Genomic DNA, 18904 nt, shown 5'->3' with positions numbered 1-18904 from the left:
TTTAAAAACAAGATAATAAAAGTTGATAATTTTTAAGGACTATGAGCATAGAAAAAGCCGTTAAACACTCGAGTTCTTCAATACTTTATTTGGAGACATCTGCAAAGATATTCATCACACAGTTTTTACAGTCGAACTCTATTCTGAAACTGCCGACATCATTTTTCAATATTAAAGGTGTTGCAGGTTTTCCTGTCTCTCGACAACACATTCCGTTGGCATAACGAATACAATGTTTAGTAGTCATTACTTTCAACAGTGAAGAAGGCATTCGTTTTTCCACACCGTATTGAATATCTTTAACACCATGATTCTCATAAAATTTTAGTGCCTCATCATTTATAATGTTAGATAAATAGTCAACATGATCACAAGAATAAGGATAATCATTATCGTATGAATTTCTTAAAATCCTGTTTTCAATATGATTACTGACAAGATAACTTTTAACTGCATCAACAAGAACACGTTTCATATTACCAAGTACAGAAGCAGGTATAAAATACGTCTCGGACATGTCAAGGACAAATTCCTTAATGTTAAAAGGAGTATCTCCCCATTGTGTTGCCTTACGGCGTATATTATCTGTCGCAGCACTTTTATTGTCTGCAATTATCTTTTTTGTAGGGAAAGACATCGTAATATCATGTAAATCACCATAATAAAATCCGACACTCATAGAATAACCGTTGTCTGTATCGAAAAGTCGTAGTTTAATATCTATCTTACGACAATTCTTAGACTGTTCCAAAGATTTCATCCGGACAGGATCTGAGTTTCTATATATATCCGTACCTTTGGTGACAGGTCTCATCTGATTAGGTATAACTGTTTTACCATCAACGCCATTGACAAGGAAACCTTGAATCTGACGGTCTTTATCTATAAAACACAAACCATCGCCATTATGAAGAGTCTTGGATGTCATAACTGTCAATGAGTTACGTCCCACATTCGTTACTTTACCAATATATTCTCCCATAGACTTGGGACTATATGGAGAATCTATATCTTTTTGACGACCGTTCAAAAAATAGTCTGAAAAACCACGTGAAAAAGATTTTTCCAAAGAAGGAATGAATGTGAAAAAAGAGTTGCCTCGTGAACTGCGTACATATTCCGAATCAGAATCCAAAACATCATCAATGGCTTTACGATAATATGCGGTGGTATTCTTGACATAATCTATATCTTTCAACCTGCCTTCTATCTTGAACGACGATATTCCGGCATCCATAAGAGACCTTATATTTTTACTGTTGTTAAGGTCTTTTAATGAAAGAAGATGTTTGTTTTTTATCAATAAAGAATCATTTTCATCAACAAGGTCCCATGAGAGACGACAAGGCTGAGCACAAGCTCCTCTGTTGGCACTACGGCCACCTATATAATAACTCATATAACACTGACCACTGTAACAAACACATAATGCACCATGAACAAAAAACTCAAGAGACACATCGGTATTGTCGCTAATTTCTTTTATTTCATTGATTGTCAATTCACGAGCCAAAACAACCTGAGAAAAACCCATTTTTTCAAGAAATTTTACTTTCTCAACAGTATTGTTATGACATTGTGTGCTTGCATGCAATGCTATTGGAGGCAAATCCATCTGCAACAATGCCATATCTTGAATTATCATCGCATCCACACCTATATTCCAACAATCGCAAACTATTTTGCGAGCCTGTTCCAACTCATTGTCAAACAAAAGAGTATTTAATGTTACATATACCTTGGCATCATACAATGCAGCATATTTGCAAAGTTTTTCAATATCGGCAATTGAATTGACAGCCTTTTCACGAGCTCCGAAAACCGGACCTCCTATATAAACGGCATCGGCTCCATGGTCGATAGCGGCTATACCTGTTTCTACATTCTTTGCCGGTGACAACAATTCTATTTTTTTCATAACCTGCTGCATTAAAACGGCAAATATCAGTAATTTTTCATTTCTGTCAAACCAAAAAACAATAATTTACTTTCTTCCAATATAAAATGACTCTATCTTTGTCTGTTAAACTTATTTTAATCCGTGTTAATAAATTTTATAACGAAGTGATAAAAAATTAACAGATTGAAAAGTGACAACATATCTTAATGTCATTACAAATAGACATCATAAAAATTTCTTCCTGCGAAATTGGTCATCATATCACGAAAACGGGTAAGTCGTATCTTAACAAGTAGAATTATTTTTGTATTATAGAAACCAATAATTACATGTCATGAAAAAAATCGTAATTACATTGATGGCAGTAGCATTATCAGCTGTCATTATCATACTGATAATCATTAATAAAAACAATAATATGGAGACAATAACAATGACAGAAGAATGGGACAAGGTATTTCCCGAGAGCGATAAAGTCGAACATTCGAAAGTAACTTTCAAGAATCGTTACGGCATCACATTAGTCGCCGATATGTATATTCCCAAAGATGCGACTGGCAAATTGGCGGCTATCGCCGTGTGTGGTCCTTTTGGAGCTGTCAAGGAGCAAGTATCGGGACTTTATGCACAGACATTGGCAGAACGCGGATTTCTCACCATAGCCTTCGACCCGTCATTCACCGGTGAGAGCGGTGGAGAACCACGTTATGTGGCATCGCCAGACATCAACACCGAAGATTTCTGTGCAGCAATCGACTTTCTTTCGACATACGACAAAGCAGACAGTGAACGTATCGGCATCATAGGTATATGCGGATGGGGTGGATTTGCACTTAATGCTGCCGCCATTGACACCCGTATCAAAGCCACTGTAACATCTACCATGTATGACATGAGCCGCGTAAATGCCATGGGTTATTTTGACTCGGTAAATGAAGAACAGCGTTATGAAATGCGTAAACAACTTAACAATCAACGTACGGAAGATTATAGAAACGGATTCTTCAAACGTGCAGGCGGGGTCGTTGACCCACTGCCGGATGATGCTCCGCAATTTGTGAAAGACTACCACCTATATTACAAAACACCACGCGGATATCATCAACGTTCGCTAAACTCCAACGACGGCTGGAATGTCACATCATCGTTGTCTTTCATGAATATGCCAATTCTTTCATATAGTGACGAGATACGCAGTGCGGTACTTATGTTACATGGCGAGAAAGCTCATTCACGCTATTTCAGTGAAGATGCCTTCAAGAAACTAAAAGGCGACAACAAAGAACTTATGATAATTCCTGGTGCATCACATGTTGACCTTTATGACAACATCGACGTCATTCCTTTTGACAAGATAGAAAACTTTTTCAATGTCTATCTGAAATAAGAACTTATCATCAATTTATGTGTTGCGCCCGCCATCTTGTAATATTAAAAAGGTGGCGGGCGCAACAGTATCATATTTTAAAATCGACACTTCATACACTGACAATGTCATTTTAATATTATCTTTGCAACAATTTTAACTAAAATTCACAATGATGAAAAGAGTATTTTTAGCAATAGCGACAATTCTAATGATGTGTTCAACATCATCAGCACAATGGGTAAGCCCCGGTGACGGCAGTGTCTTTACCATGTCAACACTCGTCGAACAAAGCAACGGCGCAGTGACACAAGAAGGGAACAATTCTTTTACAGTGTCTCAGGATATCACCATCTCTGCCAACGACAAACTCGTCATTGACAATGAGTTGTCAGAAATAAACATTGGCGAAGTGCTTGTGACTATTGCAGGCTCTTTGCAATGCAATAACAACAACATCGTAAATGTAAAACCTGTTGATGGTTGTCATTATAGTTTTCGTTTTGAAAATGCCGCCGACAATATTTTGAATAAAATATCATTCACCGGAGGTGACGGCATACAAATCCTCGAAAGCGATATTGTCATCAGCTACTGCGAATTTTCCGGATTTAGTACCGGATATACCTCTTCTGCCATCAACATACACAAATGCGACCCTCTAATAGAGAATTGCTATTTCCACGACAACGAAGGAGCTGCCATAGGTTCCGGAGCCAATATCAACGGCTCTCCCGTTATCATAAACAATACGTTTTACAACAACGTCACCGCCAATACCAATCATCCTCAAATCAATCTCGGACCGGGCGGCAATGATACTATCTTCATTATCAACAACATCATTGAAGGACTCAACAGCAACATGTCGGGCGGCATCTCCATAGCAGACCTTACCAACAGCGGGACCACCAAAGTACGCATGAGCGGCAACACCATTATTAACAACAGATACGGATATAATCAACAAGGTTTCAATATCTCATCTGTAATCGACAACAACATTTTCACAAACAACAATCTGGAAACCAACCCTCAACAAGGTGGCAGCGGCATAAGCATCTACGGCATGGATAACAACTGCAAAGCCAAGATACGCAACAACATCATCAGTGGTAACCTGTGGGGTATCACTTCAATATATTACAATGAGATAGACCTCGGCACTGAAAACGACCCGGGTAACAACATCTTCTACGGTAATGGTAATAACGATACTCTTTATGCCTTGTATAACAACAGTTTCAGTGATATCAACGCCATTGGCAACTATTGGGGAGACAACGACCCGGATTTTGCTGCTTTGGTGATTATCGACAATGACGACAACTCGGGTCTCGGGAAGGTCAACTATTTGCCAATCAAAGAACTATATCCAAAATTTTTATCTTTCAATGTCATGAAAGACAATAACAACGGATTGTCTCAGGATTATTACGGCGTAATTGACGAGGAAACACATACTGTGACTTTAAACCTTGTCAACGAAACAATTTCCATGAACAATGTCATCGTCGATTTTGAAGTAAGTCTTGGTGTTACAAGTGACATAGAATCCGGTACTGCCATGGATTTCTCAAACACCACCCAGACAATAATATTAAATACTCCTCACAACGAAAGTCAGGAATGGACAATAATACTCAACAATACTCTCGGTGTTGAGGAATCTGTCACTAAATCTTTCAATATCTATCCCAATCCATCTAACGGGAAATTTATCATAGAAAATATTGATGAATCTTCAACAGTAAGTATCATTTCGTTGGAGGGCAAAGTGTTACATGTATCCAAAAACAATGGTATGATAAATTGTGACTTACCTGCGGGACTGTACTTTATTAAGATAAATGACAACAAAAACGAAAAAATACAGAAACTTATAATTATCTGATTATAAAGACATTATCACTACAAATATAAAAAGGATATCACTTCATTTTAGAAATGATATCCTTTTTATTCATAAATCATTAATTCTGCAATTCAGATATGCCAAACAGGAAAATACAATAACAAAACTTTTGACATTCAACAATTAATAATAATTATCCAAAAACATAACCTATAACTTTTACCTGAACAGTTTTTCAACATCCTGGACAGCATCCGGCAATGCCAACACCACCACTCTGTCTTCCGGTTCTATCTGGAAATTTCCTGTAGCAATGAAACTATCCTCACCTCTTATAATACCACCTATAATAGCACCTTCCGGCATTTTAAGTCTGTTGATTGGTCTGTTTGTCACCGATGAACCGTCGCGTACCACAAATTCCATCATGTCGGCATCAATACCACTCAGGCATTTAAGAGAAGAGACATTATCATCAAGAGTATAACGTACCATATAACTCGCCGCAATAAGTTTTTTGTTGATAATAGTATCTATGCCTATGTTCTGCGATATATCGATATAATCGATATTCTCGACAAGAGCAATTGTTTTCTTTACACCGAAAGCCTTGGCTTGTAAGCAAGTCAAAATATTAGTTTCCGTATTCTCCGTAACAGCAATAAAGGCATCCATATCCTTGATACCTTCTTCTTCAAGAAGGTCAACATCGCGAGCATCAGCATTGACAACCAAAGAATCAGACAGATAATTCGTCAATTCAAGACATCGGTTTTTATCGAGTTCTATGATTTTTATATTGGTATCTTTTTCAAGACGTTTAGCAGCGATACGTCCTACTCTCCCACCGCCAATTATCATTACATTCTTTATGTTAAATCTCTGTTTACCACTAAGTTGTATCAAATCTTTAAAAGCATGCGGTTTGGACACCACATAAATCATATCACCTTCTTTAAGAACATCTTCGGCATGAGGTATAAAAGTATTCTGACGTCTGTGTATGGCTACAGGACGAAAGTCGAGATGCTTATAACGGTTTGCTATCTCTTCAAAGCTATGATTTATCACCATGGCAGAAGAATCGAGTTTAAGCATGTACATCTCAAGTTTGCCGCCTGCAAAATCGTATGCCTCAGTAGCTGCAGACTGTTTCAACAGGGTGATAATCTCTTGTGCTGCAATATCTTCAGGCGACACTATGCCGTCAATGCCGAGGTCCTGATAGATACGCCATGATTCTGTACTGAGGTTCTCCATGGTGTTGACACGTACAATTACTTTCTTGGCACCCAATTTCTTGGCAAGTATTCCGGTCAACAAATTGATATGCTCATCATGCAACACTGCTATGACAAGATCAGCTTTTTTGACATTTGCCTGTTGTAACACCTTTATAGAAGTAGAGTCACCGGCTATTGTCATAAGATCGGAATGCGACGCCATCATTTTCAACAATTCCTCATGAGGGTCAACTATGGTAATATTGTGATGACTGCGTTCCAAGGCTTCTGCAAGATGCATTCCCACTTCGCCATCTCCGGCTATTATTATGTCCATATATCAAATTTTACTTGTGTTATAAATTCTTGAACGTAAATCTGTCCCAATCCTCAGATACCGTAAAATAATCTCTGAACGATTCCATATCCTCTTTATCCAACACGGCACTAATAATTTCCTCTTTATCACCGGCTTTGACGACAGGACGACCTTTAGCATTAAGTATCATAGACTCCCCAATATATGGTATATCGTTATGATCTACACCCACTCTGTTGACTCCAATGACATACGCCACATTTTCAATAGCTCTCGCTGTCAACAAGGTATTCCATACCAACGACTTCTGAGCCGGCCAATTGGCAGTAAACATGGCAATATCATACTCATAACTGCTGCCGTCGTATTTATTGCGATTCCAAACGGGAAACCTTAAATCATAACAGACAAAAGGTCTTATTTTCCATCCCTTCAATTCAAATGTGATAAGAGCATCGCCTTCATCGAGGTCCTTCTCTCCTCCCATTTTAAAAGTATGATGTTTATGATATTTCATGCAATTGCCGTCAGGAAACATTATGACAAAAGTGTTATAATGCATCTTTCCTTCTTTGGTTATAAAAGTACCAGCCATAACACAATGACAATCAGCAGATTTTTCGCGAAGCCAACAAAAAGTATCACCGTTTTCATCTTCTGCAAATATTTCCGCATCAGCAGGAAACCCCGTAGTGAAAGTCTCAGGCAACACTATCAAATCCGTCTCTTCTATACCATACAACAATTCATCAATATGTCTTCTGTTAGCCTCAGGATTCTGAGCCACAATATCGGTTTGTAAACACGTAATTCTTAATTTCATCTTAATTATGTTCAAAATCAACAAAAAACATGTTTCACACATCATTTTATGATGTAAAAAAACGTGTAAAGATACAACTATTCTGAATTTTTTATAACTTTGCCATGAAAATTTGAAAAATTAAGATTGAAAACGACATGTTTTTTCCTTTTAACAAAAAGAAATTCTTGATGTAATACTACGTTGACATTGTTCAGAGATGTGAATTTTTATTTATTTCAAGATAATATCCAACAAGTCAAAAAGACAATTATATGTGAAATAGATACTTTAAAAATTTAGGTATAACAATTAAAAATGAAAAGGATGAAAAGATATTTACTGTTTTTTGCCATTATATTTATTGTTTGTCAAGGAATAAAAGCACAAGAATTTCATTATGGCATCATTGCCGGTCCTACATTTAACAGAATGACATTAGATACCGAATATCATATTAATCTCGATGAAGAAAGAAATCCTCTGTATCTTGGTTTCAAAATCGGTATTTTCGGTGAAAACAAATTCAAAATGTTAGGTGTGCAATATGAATTGTCATACGACCAACTCGGTTCGCGTATGCAGTGGGATGAAGAAATATTCAATACTCCTATCATGCAAACAAAAGAATTTTTCTTCCAACGCATAAGTCTCGACCTCTTGGGTAAGATTTATATCTTAAATGATTATCTGTCAATAGACTTTGGAGTAGAACCCACATATATCATCTCTGCCACGAAAGATGAAGATATTACAATAGACAATCGCAGCGACAAAAACAAAACAACTCTTAAAAAAGGCAATGACTATTCTCCGTTCAATATTGCTGTAGGAGGAGGTATATGTACTTACATTAGTCAGAATATCACCTTGTCATTGAGATATATGTTGGAATTGACAAATACCTTGCAAAAAGAAACCATATCTATAACAGATACAGGCATTGTCAATAACACGATAAAGACATTATCGAAAAACAGAACGTTTTACATCATGTTGGGTTGGAGATTTTAAAAAACAAAATATAAAAGACATGCAGTGACGATTTGTCAATAAATCAAAAACGAGAAAACACCGGTCATTTCAATATTATGGTAATAATGACGAAATTTTTTCTGAATAAAAGCGCATATCGAAATGCCACTGCATGATTATAACTCAACACCTTATATTACAAATCCGAGTTGTTTTACAGCGTAAGCATAAGCGCCCACTGCGACAGCCGATGAAGTACCGAGTCGAGTAATACCTACACCTATCTTCTTTATTGGATCATACCACACCTCTTTATTAGAGAACGGCACTCTTATCATTTTGCCTGTTTTGGCAGTAAACGCCACCATTTCGTTGGCGTCTTGCAAATTATAAGCCTGAATTTCCATTCTTGAGAAAGTGTTGCCATTGAAATCGACAAAAGGTTCATTGAGTTTTTTCAATAATGTAGGCATAAACACCGGCCAAGCACCGGACAATCCTCCGCCTATCACCACTATACCATCCACCAATGTCACGGCATTGGCAATGGCATCGGCAAGAACTATGGCAAACTCTTCCCAAGAGGCAAGAGCAGCAGCCTTATTGCCTTCTTTGCGTCCCATGGCTATCTCATATATGTCAAAAGGCTGAGGTGCATCTTCAAACACAAGCCCTGCCTCTTTGGCATAAACACGACGCACGGCACGTATAGTCACAGAATCTTCTATACTCGTATTGTAATATATGGAATTGCGCATTCTGTTTATCTCGCCGCCGGCAGAGTTGTCCCCTCCGAGCAAGACTCCATCAATGACAATACCTCCGCCAAAACCTGTACCCAACGTAACTCCAAGAAGATTTTTATATCTCTTTGGATTGCCTTGTTGTTCCAACAACTTGTTTATCTCAGGCAAGATACCGTCAAGAGCTTCTCCGTATGCAAACAAGTCTCCGTCATTGTTAATGAACACAGGACATTGAAACTCATTCTCAAGCATATCTTTCAATGCTACACCGCCACGAAAAAGCGGGAGATTTTCCAAATCGCCAATAATACCATTGGGATAATCTGCAGGACCCGGAAAACAGAAACTTATAGCCGTCGGTTTGCAACCACACAACGTCTCCGTCTCATGAAATCCTGATATTATCTTACGTAACTGTTCTTCAAGTGTCACTGAAGCAGAAGGTATGGTAAATGATTTTATTATCTCACGCGAGTCTTGTACAGCTGAAAATTTAAATCCTGTGCCTCCGGCATCAAGGATGAAAATGGTATTTTTAGAGTTCATAACATTTATTTTTTATTCTTTTTATGTAAAAAACATTCTGTCCAAAGCATCCACATCAGGAATATCACAAAATAAAAAAATGTCTTGAATAAATAGTCATGAGAGAAAGAAAAACTGTTAGGAAAAGGTATCATCAGCAATAAAATACCGGTTACCCTGACTACGTTAATCCATTCTATAATGACAAGTCCTAACGGGATATACCACAATTTGTGTTTCCATGGTCCGGGAAAAATCAACATCAAAAACAACCAATGCAGCCACTGCTTCAAACTTGTACACTCCGGTGCTACAGTAATAAACGAATATCTGCCTTCGTTGTTCATGGTACCTATTGTCCTGTCAATAGTTATTATGTCAAGACCAAAAACATTTTCCAAAACATTACAACTTTGGTCGAACAACAAAGATGATGCAGATTCAAACAAATCATCAACAAGAGACTTAACAGGCCAAAAGTTTATCGCTTGCCATCCAAGATATATAAAATGAAAACTGAATATCAGGACAATGAACAATCCCACGTCAAAAAATGTCTGATACTTGGGATTGTCTCTCAATTCCTTAATATCTGAAATCTTAAAATTCTTTAACTTGAAATCACTCATCTGAAATCTCCTTTAACGTAGCCTGATAAGTAGTAAACACCCTTGCACGTGATACATAACCCAGATATTTACCATTTTGAATTACCGGAATATTATATTTATGGGATTCCTCGAATTTATGCACTATACTCTCCATACTTTCCTGAGGACTGATGGTATAACTCGGATAAACCATAAGATTTTCTATGGGAGTGTTATATAAAGAAGTGTCAAACATTATCGGACGAATGTCATCCAACAAAATATGGCCTTCAAAGTCTCCATTTTTATTCACGACAGGGAAAATATTTCTTGTAGATGAAGCTATTACAGGGATGAGGTCTTTAAATGTCTGATTAGAATTGATAGTACTGAAGTTGTTTTCAATCAATCTATTTACTGTCATCATATTCAAAATGCTTATATCTTTGTTATGCGTCACCTTGACACCTTTCTCGACCACAGCATGAGTATAAATGGAATCTTTAAAGAAAATTCTATTGACTGCATACGACAAGGCTGAGACTATCATGAGAGGTACCATAAGAGCATATCCATTGGCAATCTCTGCTATTAGAAACACTCCTGTAAGAGGAGCATGCAACATACCGGCAATGACTCCGCCCATACCGACAAGAGCAAAATTGGAAACATTAAGATTACCAATCCCAAGATAATTGACAGTCAAAGCAAACAATAAACCTAAAAATGCTCCGAGAAACAGAGCCGGGGCAAAAGTACCTCCAACGCCTCCGGCGGCAAATGTGAAAGATGTGGCAAAAGCCTTAAGCAATATCAATACTGCCAATAAAACTATCACAACCCATTTAATATCTTTGTAAGGTTCAAAAAAACTATTCTGAAACACCGGTGACACATCACCATGTAATGCAGAGTTGATAGCTTCATAACCCTCTCCATAAAGAGCAGGAAAAACAAAAATCAGAAGTCCAAGGCAAAGAGCACCAATAATAAAACGCGCCCAAAGAGAATTAATCTTCTTAAATCTCTTGTCAATATTAAAAGACACTCGCATGAAATAAGCTGAAACAAGCCCCGCCATTATTCCTAAACCTATATAATACAATGAGTTGGAAGGTATAAACAATTCTGTTGTGGTAACCGTATATTCAAAAGCTCTTCCAAGAATATAATATGATGTCAATATTGCCACGAAAGAAGATACTATTATAGGAACAAGTGCCATCATGGAAATATCTATCATAAATACTTCCATGGCAAAAATCACGCCCGTGATCGGAGCCTGAAAGATTGCTGCCAACGCTGCCGCCGCGCCCATGCCTATCAATACTATTATCTGTTTGTGATTTAACCTCAACAACTGCCCAATATTGGACCCAATGGACGCTCCCGTAGAAACAGACGGTCCTTCCAATCCCACAGAACCTCCGAAACCAACCGTCAGCGAACTCGTGATTATCGAAGCATAAGTGTTATATGACTTTACTATACCTTTGTTACGTGAAATGGCATATAATATACCCGGTATTCCATGTCCTACATCACGCCGCAATACAAAACGTACAACGATGATAGTCAATAAAATACCTATGGCAGGCATAATGATGAACAACAAATTCAGATTGTTGGAATATTCTAAAATACCGAAAAAGAAATCCCTGATGCCATGTGCCAACTTCTTGATGACAATGGCAGCAAGACCGGCTAAAAAACCGGTGGGCAGACTCAACAACAACATGAACTGCCTTTCGGAGATATGTGTCACTCTCCATTTGTTGAACTTGTTTATCGCCAATTTAATACGCGACTTTACCCGTAATTTCGTAATATTAATCTTTAAAATTTTGCCAAAATTAAACATTATTTCTTAAAATCAAACCTTTTTTACCATTTTTATTAATGCTGAAACAATATCATACTCATATTTATTTAACTTACAACAACTTATTTAACATTTTCCTTGTTCTTCCAACAATGCAAAAAATCAATTCTTTTTACATCTTTCAAATTTGTGTTTTGAATTTTTTAAATATTTTTTTACATAATATATTTTAATAAAATATTGTCTCTCTCAAAAAATATCTTACCTTTGCAGCGTAATGTGAACAACATGCGAATTATAAGTTACAACGTAAACGGAATACGTGCTGCCATCGCCAAAGGCTTATTGGAATGGCTCGCCTACAATAAACCGGACGTCGTTTGTTTTCAAGAAATTAAAGCGACACAAGACCAAATTCCTTTATTGGAAATAGAGGCATTGGGATATCATGACTATTGGTTCCCTGCTCAGAAAAAAGGTTACAGTGGCGTAGCTATTCTGTCTAAAATTCAACCTGACAACGTCGTTTACGGCATGAATAACAAACTATATGACGACGAAGGCAGATTTTTACGAGCAGATTTCGGCAATATCAGCATAATTAGCGTATATCACCCCTCCGGAACAAGCGGAGATGAGCGTCAGGATTTTAAAATGCAATGGCTTTCTTTTTTTAGAAATTACGTCAATACCCTGAGAAAAGAGCGTCCTAATCTCATATTATCAGGTGATTATAATATTTGCCATGAAGCTATTGATATCCATGACCCTGTCCGTAATGCCAAATCTTCCGGTTTTCTCCCGGAAGAAAGACAGTGGTTTTCCGACTTCCTCAACGACGGCTATATCGATAGTTTCAGAACTTTATGTAAAGAGGGAGGACATTATAGCTGGTGGAGCTTTAGAGGCAACGCACGTAATAACAACAAAGGCTGGAGAATTGATTACCACATACTTACAAATAATATTAGAGATAAACTTATTGATGCGGCAATATATCCAGATGTCAAACATTCGGATCATTGTCCTATAATGGTGGAAATCAAATAATTACAGATATGGACGAAAACAGACATTTTAGCGATTATCTCGACCCTTCTTTAATACAAACAGACAACGGTATTTTCCTGAGTTGGAAGTTGTTGTTCGCTTTCGTATTTCTGATGGTGATAGTTTTTTTTATCTGGTATCTTTCATCAAGCAAAAGAAGAAGACATCTATATTTTTATTTTAATTATTTTATTTATAAATTAGGTTTCAGACCTTTTATTTCCCGTAAACAGATTAGTAGAGTGCATGTCAATGAAGACTATACTCCTTTGGTTGAGCTTATCCCTCACCCAAGAATCATTTATAATGACGAGACTATGGAAAAACCTTATCTCTTGCGGAAAAGTGTTGCCAAAAGATTATTTTCTGTAGCTGATAATTTGCCCGACGGTCTCTCTTTGAAAGTTTACAGCACTTTCCGATCTAAAGAAAAGCAAAATATATTGTGGAAAGAAACAGTAAATGAGATAAGAAAAGAAAATCCCAACCTCGGCACCGCTGAGATTATCAACATGGCTCAATATAAAACCAACGACCCTAAACATACTATGGGAGGGCATGAGACCGGTGCTGCTGTTGACGTTGCCTTATGTACAAGTAATGGCGAAGATTTGGATTTCGGTACATCTTATCATGAACGCAACAGTTTAACAAAAACTTTCAGCAAAAACATTAAAAAAGAACAACTTGATAATCGTAAATTGCTGATTAAACTGATGGCAAAAGAAGGATTTATCAATTTCCCTGGAGAATGGTGGCATTTCTCATATGGTGATCGTGTATGGTCGGCTTATAAAGGAAAACGCAATGGAGCAATCTTCGACACTGCCGAAAAGGAACTCGACGGCGTCTATTCCTTCGTTGTAAAAACAATATATTTTAGCAATGAACACTAAGATCGCCTTTCTATGGAGATAGCAGCATTAGTATCAGGCGGCGTGGATAGCTCCGTGATAGTGCCTCTTCTTAAAGAACTGGGTTATAACCCTCATATTTTCTATATCAAAATAGGTATTGAAGGTCGAGAAGACATTTCAGACTGCCTTTCAGAAGAAGATATGGAAATAACAACTTTTATTGCAAAGAAATATGGCTGTTCATTCGACGTCGTCGATTTACAAAAAGAGTATTTCGACAATGTGGCGCGATATACCATGGAATCAGTTAAAAAAGGCTTGACTCCCAATCCGGATGTCATGTGTAACAGAATGATAAAATTCGGTGCTTTTAACGACAAGATGGGCTTTCAATTCGACCGTATCGCTACAGGACATTATGCTTGCTCATGGGAAGACGAAAACGGAGTGTCTTGGCTCGGTACTGCAACAGACACCTTGAAAGACCAAACCGATTTTCTCTCACGATTGACTTATCCCCAACTTCGTAAGGCTATGTTTCCAATAGGAAAATATTTGAAATCAGAGGTGCGCAAAATGGCTGCCGAGATGAAATTGCCAAGCGCAGAACGTCGCGACAGTCAGGGAATATGTTTCCTCGGAAAAATCAACTATAACGACTATATCAGAGAATATGTAGGTGAGAAAGAAGGCGACATCATTGAGTTAGAAAGTGGCAATCTGCTCGGTCATCATAAGGGTTTCTGGTTCCATACAATAGGACAGCGCCGTGGACTCGGATTAGGAGGCGGTCCATGGTTCGTGGTGAAAAAAGATACGAAAAATAATATAATTTATGTGTCACAAGGATATGACCCGGCAGCTCAATATACAGACATCATAAAATTATCGGACGTCATGACAATGAATCCTGCCATCGTATTAAACGACGGACAGAAGATACGTTTCAAGATAAGACACCAGCCGGAATTCAATACCGGCGTCTTGAGAATCAACAATGACTGCATTGACATAATATCTGATGTTAAAGTTTCAGGCGTGGCAGCCGGACAATTCGGAACTATCTATCATGAAAAAGAATCGGTGGTTTTGGGAAGTGGCATCATTTGCTGACTTTTTTTATCTTTATTCTCTTCTGTTACACTTTATTGTATAATTTTGCATCACAAAACACATTCTTTATAGCATTTTCATAACGACTCAAACATTAAAACGTCAAAATAATAGTTATATGTTACAACAAATCAATTTTGTAGAGATTGTCAGTGCTTTTGTGGTATTGTTCGCCATCATAGACATTACCGGATCAATACCGATATTTCTCAACTTTCAGAAACAGAACAAGAAAATTAAAGCAGGACAAGCCTGCCTTGTGTCCTTGGCGTTGTTCATTGCCTTCTTTTTCGCCGGTAACGGACTATTAAGACTTTTCAACGTTGACGTGGAGTCCTTTGCCGTAGCCGGAGCCTTCGTGATATTCATATTAGCTTTGGAAATGATATTGGGAGTAGAAATAATAAAAACAGAAAATACCGGCTCAGGTGTCTCTATCGTCCCGATAGCATTCCCTCTTATCGCCGGTCCGGGTGCTTTGACCGCTCTGCTGTCATTACGTGCCGAATATGCCGTTATCAACATCATGATAGGACTGTTGATCAACATAATTTTTGCTTTCATAGTCTTGTCTTCCATTACCAAAATAGAAAAAATATTGGGTAAAGAGATAATATTCATAATTCGTAAATTCTTCGGTGTCATATTGTTGGCAATAGCCGTGAAGCTTTTCGCAAGCAACCTCGCCATTGTAATACAAAACTTGTCTTGACATTGATAGATAATCGTAATATTTCGAATGACAGAATTTTTACACGATGTGATATAAATCTCTTAAGAAGACTTTAAAATCACGTCACTTATGATTTCTATACTTGAAATTCAAAACTTTGACAGCAAAATGCATGTGAATTTCTGTATATGAGATATTTATATTCCACTCGGCTCATAATGCTGTCTCAGCTGTATTGTCGAATTAATACAAACCGAATTTTATACTGAAAGTAACAGTTCTCGGCAAAGAAGGACCGTAGATATATGCCGGATCTCTGAATTCGCTTACATCAAAATCATTTTGATACGAATTGAAAATATTTCTTATACCCATTGATGTTTCAATATTAATGTCATTAATAATAAAAGTATAACTGACTTTGGCACCGGCATCAAAGAAAGGATAAGAAATTCTCAATTCTCCATCCGGATTCTCCGTACCATAATACGGAACTATCATCTTGCCAATATAATTACCTGTCAATGAAACACACAGATATTTAGCAACATCCCAATCAAAAGTGAAATATCCATAATTGTCAGGTGTTCTGAAAAAACGTCTTTCATTGAACTCATCTTGTGGCTCTTCGTATTCGCTCGATTGAACAGTAAAACCTGAAATAAATGTTATGTTATTCAAAAGATTCATCTTGATTTCCAAATTAACACCTTTTACTACAGCATTTCCTTTGGAATTGATTCTGGTATAAACAACAGTGCCATTTTCATCCGGTTCACTGTATTCGTTGGAAAAAGCATCCCTAAGTGTAGTGTGAAATGCCTCAACAAGTATTCCTGTATTGACTTTACCAATATGAATGTTCAAATCTCCTGATAACATGAAACTGTGACTTGTTTCCTGTTTAAGGTCAGGAGAATTGACATGAATGACTTTACGTGACCCTGATGTTTCTATATGCAAATCTTCATCGAATATCTGCGGTGCTCTGTAGCCTTGCGAATAACTCGCTCTTAATTGCAAAAAGCGTAAAACATCATACATTATGCCCAATCTTGGACTTAACACATTACCTGTCTTGCTGCCATTACCTTCTTTAGTGAAATCTTTTACTTCATAATGATCGTACCTCAACCCACCTGATAACCTAAATTTATTGAGATTTACCTCATATTGTGCAAATGCCCCTGTCGTTATTAAAGCCTGATTAGATACTATTGAGTTTTCTGTATGGTTGATTATCAAAGTACTATCCTCCAAATTTATTTCATAATTTTCCAAGTCGGGATAACCGAGTTTTTTGTCGATAAGAAAACTGCAAGTGTTGTCCACTCCTACCGTGAGCGAAGAAATGTCAAACAACGACATGTAATACTGTATCCCGGCATTAACAGTATTGTCTATCGTATTTCCATAATCTTTCAATGACTTACCGGCTCCATAATATGAATCTCTGTTGAGAAACTGTCCTGAAACATAAAATGACAACATGTCATTGGAACGTAAAAACCTGTCGTATGTTATTCCTGCGACTTTAAGGTCATGCGAAACGCTCTCAGCAATATTTCTCTCATGCAGTGGATAATCTTGCTTGTTCCCACCATTGCGATTTTCATTGATGACAAAAAAATCTATAGCCAACTTATCTCTATGACTGAAACGATGATATGCACGTCCGCCGAAAGTCAGATTCTTGAGTGGAGCAATCTCAGAATATCCGTCGCCATTGGCATCAAACATCTGTCTGTCACGAGTAAAACCATAAAGCGAAAGACCTGATTGAAAACTGTACGATACCAAGGAAGTGTTGAAATTTATGGAATAATCCAAAGCACTTCCGGAATATCCTGTTCCTATCATAGATAAGGACGATCCTCCTTCAAACGTATTGGTTTTAGGATCTTTAAGCAAGATGTTGACTGTACCTGCTATTGCATTGCCACCATAAAGTGCCGAACCTCCTCCTCTTACTACTTCTACCCTCTCTATCATATTCGCAGGAATAAGTTCAAGACCATAAACTCCTGCCAGATTACTGAAAACAGGACGACTGTTGATGAGAATTTGAGAATAAGGACCATCCAGACCATTCATCCTTACCTGAGAAAATCCGCAGTTTTGACAGTTGTTTTCAAGTCTTAAACCGGGCGTATAATTTAACCCTTCACTTAAAGTGACAGACTGTGTGGTCTCAAACAATTTAGGTGTCAAAGTATTTACAATAACAGGTACCTCTGCACGTTTTTGCTCTGTTCGTGAAGCCGTAACAACAACTTCATCTAACCCAAGATGATCTTTTTCCAATGAAAAATTTATAATCTTGGTTTCGTTCTTTATAATTTCCACCTCTATCTCCCTGTCTTTATATCCAATATAACCGGCTTTTAATATATGTTTACCTTCATTTATATTAATAAGTTGAAAATGCCCCGTTTCATCGGTGACTACTCCGATAGTCGTACCTTTAATCTGTACTGTGGCGTATGGAAGATGTTCTCCGTTTTCTGCATCTACAACATGTCCCACAATATTGGCATCCGTGGGCTTATTTTGAGCATAACCCGCACTTGCAAATAATATCATTGATATCATTATCAATAACTTGATTTTACTTATAAAAGTATTGTTGACAATAATGAACGATTTTATTGAAATCCTCACTGTGGTAATGGCATCTCTCATAACAAACAATTGAATTTTTTGCAAAATTATAACTTGACTAATTTGCAGGAAATACCAAAATATTGTGAGTTTTAATACCACTATACCATATAATAGCTACAAAAACTTTAAATAAAATAAATAATTGTGCCATCACTTGTTTTGACTAACAAAACTCTATCGACATTGTTTCATAAAAAATGTGTGGGAGAATTGTTTACAAGAACGATGGCTGTGGCGACCATTAAACAGGTAAGCAATACCCCACACTTGAATTTATGATTACGAAAATCATCTCAAATGAAGACATATCACCTGACTCTGTTTAAGAAAACCACCACATTTTCGTTCTTAGGCAGGCTATTATTAAATCACGATCTTCTTTTCAACCGCAAAGATAAAAATATTTTATATGTCTTGCCGGGGT

14 protein-coding genes are annotated in these 18904 nt (G+C 37.2%); 7 read left to right on the top strand and 7 right to left on the bottom strand.

The features are described from left to right. Window positions 1–85: 85 nt before the first annotated feature. Entirely contained in the window at window positions 86–1918 is a 1833-nt protein-coding gene (locus ACZOVS_RS06710; protein WP_483996465.1) for a peptidase U32 family protein, read from the bottom strand. Window positions 1919–2234: 316 nt separating this feature from the next. Here ACZOVS_RS06710 and ACZOVS_RS06705 point away from each other — a divergent pair, with 316 nt between their 5' ends. Both ACZOVS_RS06705 and ACZOVS_RS06700 read left to right on the top strand, forming a co-directional pair. Then, window positions 2235–3287: an alpha/beta hydrolase gene (locus tag ACZOVS_RS06705; RefSeq protein ID WP_483996464.1), complete on the top strand. Its 1053-nt coding sequence runs from the start codon at window positions 2235–2237 to the stop codon at window positions 3285–3287. A gap of 154 nt (window positions 3288–3441) precedes the next feature. Further along, entirely contained in the window at window positions 3442–5160 is a 1719-nt protein-coding gene (locus ACZOVS_RS06700) for a T9SS type A sorting domain-containing protein (RefSeq protein ID WP_483996463.1), read from the top strand. Window positions 5161–5340: 180 nt separating this feature from the next. On the opposite strand, the gene trkA is transcribed toward ACZOVS_RS06700, so the two are convergent. Together trkA and ACZOVS_RS06690 are read right to left on the bottom strand one after the other, a co-directional pair. Then, window positions 5341–6681 (bottom strand): Trk system potassium transporter TrkA, encoded by a 1341-nt coding sequence (gene trkA, locus ACZOVS_RS06695; RefSeq protein WP_483996462.1) that lies wholly within the window; start codon window positions 6679–6681, stop codon window positions 5341–5343. 19 nt (window positions 6682–6700) lie between these two features. Beyond that, the gene (locus ACZOVS_RS06690; protein ID WP_483996461.1) at window positions 6701–7486 is read right to left on the bottom strand and encodes a nitrilase-related carbon-nitrogen hydrolase; all 786 of its coding nucleotides are present in this window, start codon (window positions 7484–7486) and stop codon (window positions 6701–6703) included. Between the two features lie 306 nt (window positions 7487–7792). On the opposite strand from ACZOVS_RS06690, the gene ACZOVS_RS06685 reads away from it, so the two are divergent. Continuing rightward, window positions 7793–8479: an outer membrane beta-barrel protein gene (locus tag ACZOVS_RS06685; protein ID WP_483996460.1), complete on the top strand. Its 687-nt coding sequence runs from the start codon at window positions 7793–7795 to the stop codon at window positions 8477–8479. A gap of 152 nt (window positions 8480–8631) precedes the next feature. Here the strand turns inward: ACZOVS_RS06685 and ACZOVS_RS06680 are convergent, their stop codons facing one another. The 3 genes from ACZOVS_RS06680 to ACZOVS_RS06670 are packed head-to-tail and all read right to left on the bottom strand — an operon-like array spanning window position 8632 to window position 12096. Next, complete coding sequence (locus ACZOVS_RS06680) at window positions 8632–9732, bottom strand: ROK family protein (RefSeq protein WP_483996459.1); 1101 nt, start codon at window positions 9730–9732, stop codon at window positions 8632–8634. Window positions 9733–9737: 5 nt separating this feature from the next. Continuing rightward, window positions 9738–10340: an exosortase/archaeosortase family protein gene (locus tag ACZOVS_RS06675; RefSeq protein ID WP_483996458.1), complete on the bottom strand. Its 603-nt coding sequence runs from the start codon at window positions 10338–10340 to the stop codon at window positions 9738–9740. Further along, window positions 10333–12096 (bottom strand): chloride channel protein, encoded by a 1764-nt coding sequence (locus ACZOVS_RS06670; protein WP_483996457.1) that lies wholly within the window; start codon window positions 12094–12096, stop codon window positions 10333–10335. The genes ACZOVS_RS06675 and ACZOVS_RS06670 overlap by 8 nt, the downstream gene beginning before the upstream one ends. A gap of 315 nt (window positions 12097–12411) precedes the next feature. On the opposite strand from ACZOVS_RS06670, the gene ACZOVS_RS06665 reads away from it, so the two are divergent. From ACZOVS_RS06665 to ACZOVS_RS06650, 4 genes are all read left to right on the top strand, one after another. Beyond that, window positions 12412–13173: an exodeoxyribonuclease III gene (locus ACZOVS_RS06665; protein WP_483996456.1), complete on the top strand. Its 762-nt coding sequence runs from the start codon at window positions 12412–12414 to the stop codon at window positions 13171–13173. A gap of 8 nt (window positions 13174–13181) precedes the next feature. Beyond that, window positions 13182–14069 (top strand): M15 family metallopeptidase, encoded by an 888-nt coding sequence (locus ACZOVS_RS06660; protein WP_483996455.1) that lies wholly within the window; start codon window positions 13182–13184, stop codon window positions 14067–14069. Between the two features lie 12 nt (window positions 14070–14081). Next, a complete protein-coding gene (mnmA, locus tag ACZOVS_RS06655; protein ID WP_483996454.1) occupies window positions 14082–15143 on the top strand; it encodes a tRNA 2-thiouridine(34) synthase MnmA in 1062 nt (353 codons plus the stop codon). A 118-nt stretch (window positions 15144–15261) separates the two neighbouring features. After that, the gene (locus tag ACZOVS_RS06650) at window positions 15262–15855 is read left to right on the top strand and encodes a MarC family protein (protein ID WP_483996453.1); all 594 of its coding nucleotides are present in this window, start codon (window positions 15262–15264) and stop codon (window positions 15853–15855) included. A gap of 204 nt (window positions 15856–16059) precedes the next feature. Here ACZOVS_RS06650 and ACZOVS_RS06645 read toward each other — a convergent pair whose 3' ends face one another. Further along, window positions 16060–18498 carry a TonB-dependent receptor gene (locus tag ACZOVS_RS06645; protein ID WP_483996452.1) on the bottom strand — a complete coding sequence of 813 codons (2439 nt, stop codon included), beginning with the start codon at window positions 18496–18498 and terminating at the stop codon, window positions 16060–16062. Between the last annotated feature and the right edge of the window lie 406 nt (window positions 18499–18904).

Source organism: Candidatus Limimorpha avicola, assembly GCF_056978975.1.
Note: the sequence above shows the minus strand (reverse complement) of the source record. Positions and strands in the feature narration are given on the sequence as shown.

What these genes read in the sequence shown, in the direction of transcription:
- ACZOVS_RS06710 (WP_483996465.1), bottom strand. Translation starts at nt 1,918, where the DNA reads ATGAAAAAAATAGAATTGTTGTCACCGGCAAAGAATGTAGAAACAGGT.
- ACZOVS_RS06680 (WP_483996459.1), bottom strand. Translation starts at nt 9,732, where the DNA reads ATGAACTCTAAAAATACCATTTTCATCCTTGATGCCGGAGGCACAGGA.
- mnmA (WP_483996454.1), top strand. Translation starts at nt 14,082, where the DNA reads ATGGAGATAGCAGCATTAGTATCAGGCGGCGTGGATAGCTCCGTGATA.
- ACZOVS_RS06705 (WP_483996464.1), top strand. Translation starts at nt 2,235, where the DNA reads ATGAAAAAAATCGTAATTACATTGATGGCAGTAGCATTATCAGCTGTC.
- ACZOVS_RS06660 (WP_483996455.1), top strand. Translation starts at nt 13,182, where the DNA reads ATGGACGAAAACAGACATTTTAGCGATTATCTCGACCCTTCTTTAATA.
- trkA (WP_483996462.1), bottom strand. Translation starts at nt 6,681, where the DNA reads ATGGACATAATAATAGCCGGAGATGGCGAAGTGGGAATGCATCTTGCA.
- ACZOVS_RS06645 (WP_483996452.1), bottom strand. Translation starts at nt 18,498, where the DNA reads ATGAGAGATGCCATTACCACAGTGAGGATTTCAATAAAATCGTTCATT.
- ACZOVS_RS06685 (WP_483996460.1), top strand. Translation starts at nt 7,793, where the DNA reads ATGAAAAGATATTTACTGTTTTTTGCCATTATATTTATTGTTTGTCAA.
- ACZOVS_RS06700 (WP_483996463.1), top strand. Translation starts at nt 3,442, where the DNA reads ATGAAAAGAGTATTTTTAGCAATAGCGACAATTCTAATGATGTGTTCA.
- ACZOVS_RS06675 (WP_483996458.1), bottom strand. Translation starts at nt 10,340, where the DNA reads ATGAGTGATTTCAAGTTAAAGAATTTTAAGATTTCAGATATTAAGGAA.
- ACZOVS_RS06650 (WP_483996453.1), top strand. Translation starts at nt 15,262, where the DNA reads ATGTTACAACAAATCAATTTTGTAGAGATTGTCAGTGCTTTTGTGGTA.
- ACZOVS_RS06690 (WP_483996461.1), bottom strand. Translation starts at nt 7,486, where the DNA reads ATGAAATTAAGAATTACGTGTTTACAAACCGATATTGTGGCTCAGAAT.
- ACZOVS_RS06665 (WP_483996456.1), top strand. Translation starts at nt 12,412, where the DNA reads ATGCGAATTATAAGTTACAACGTAAACGGAATACGTGCTGCCATCGCC.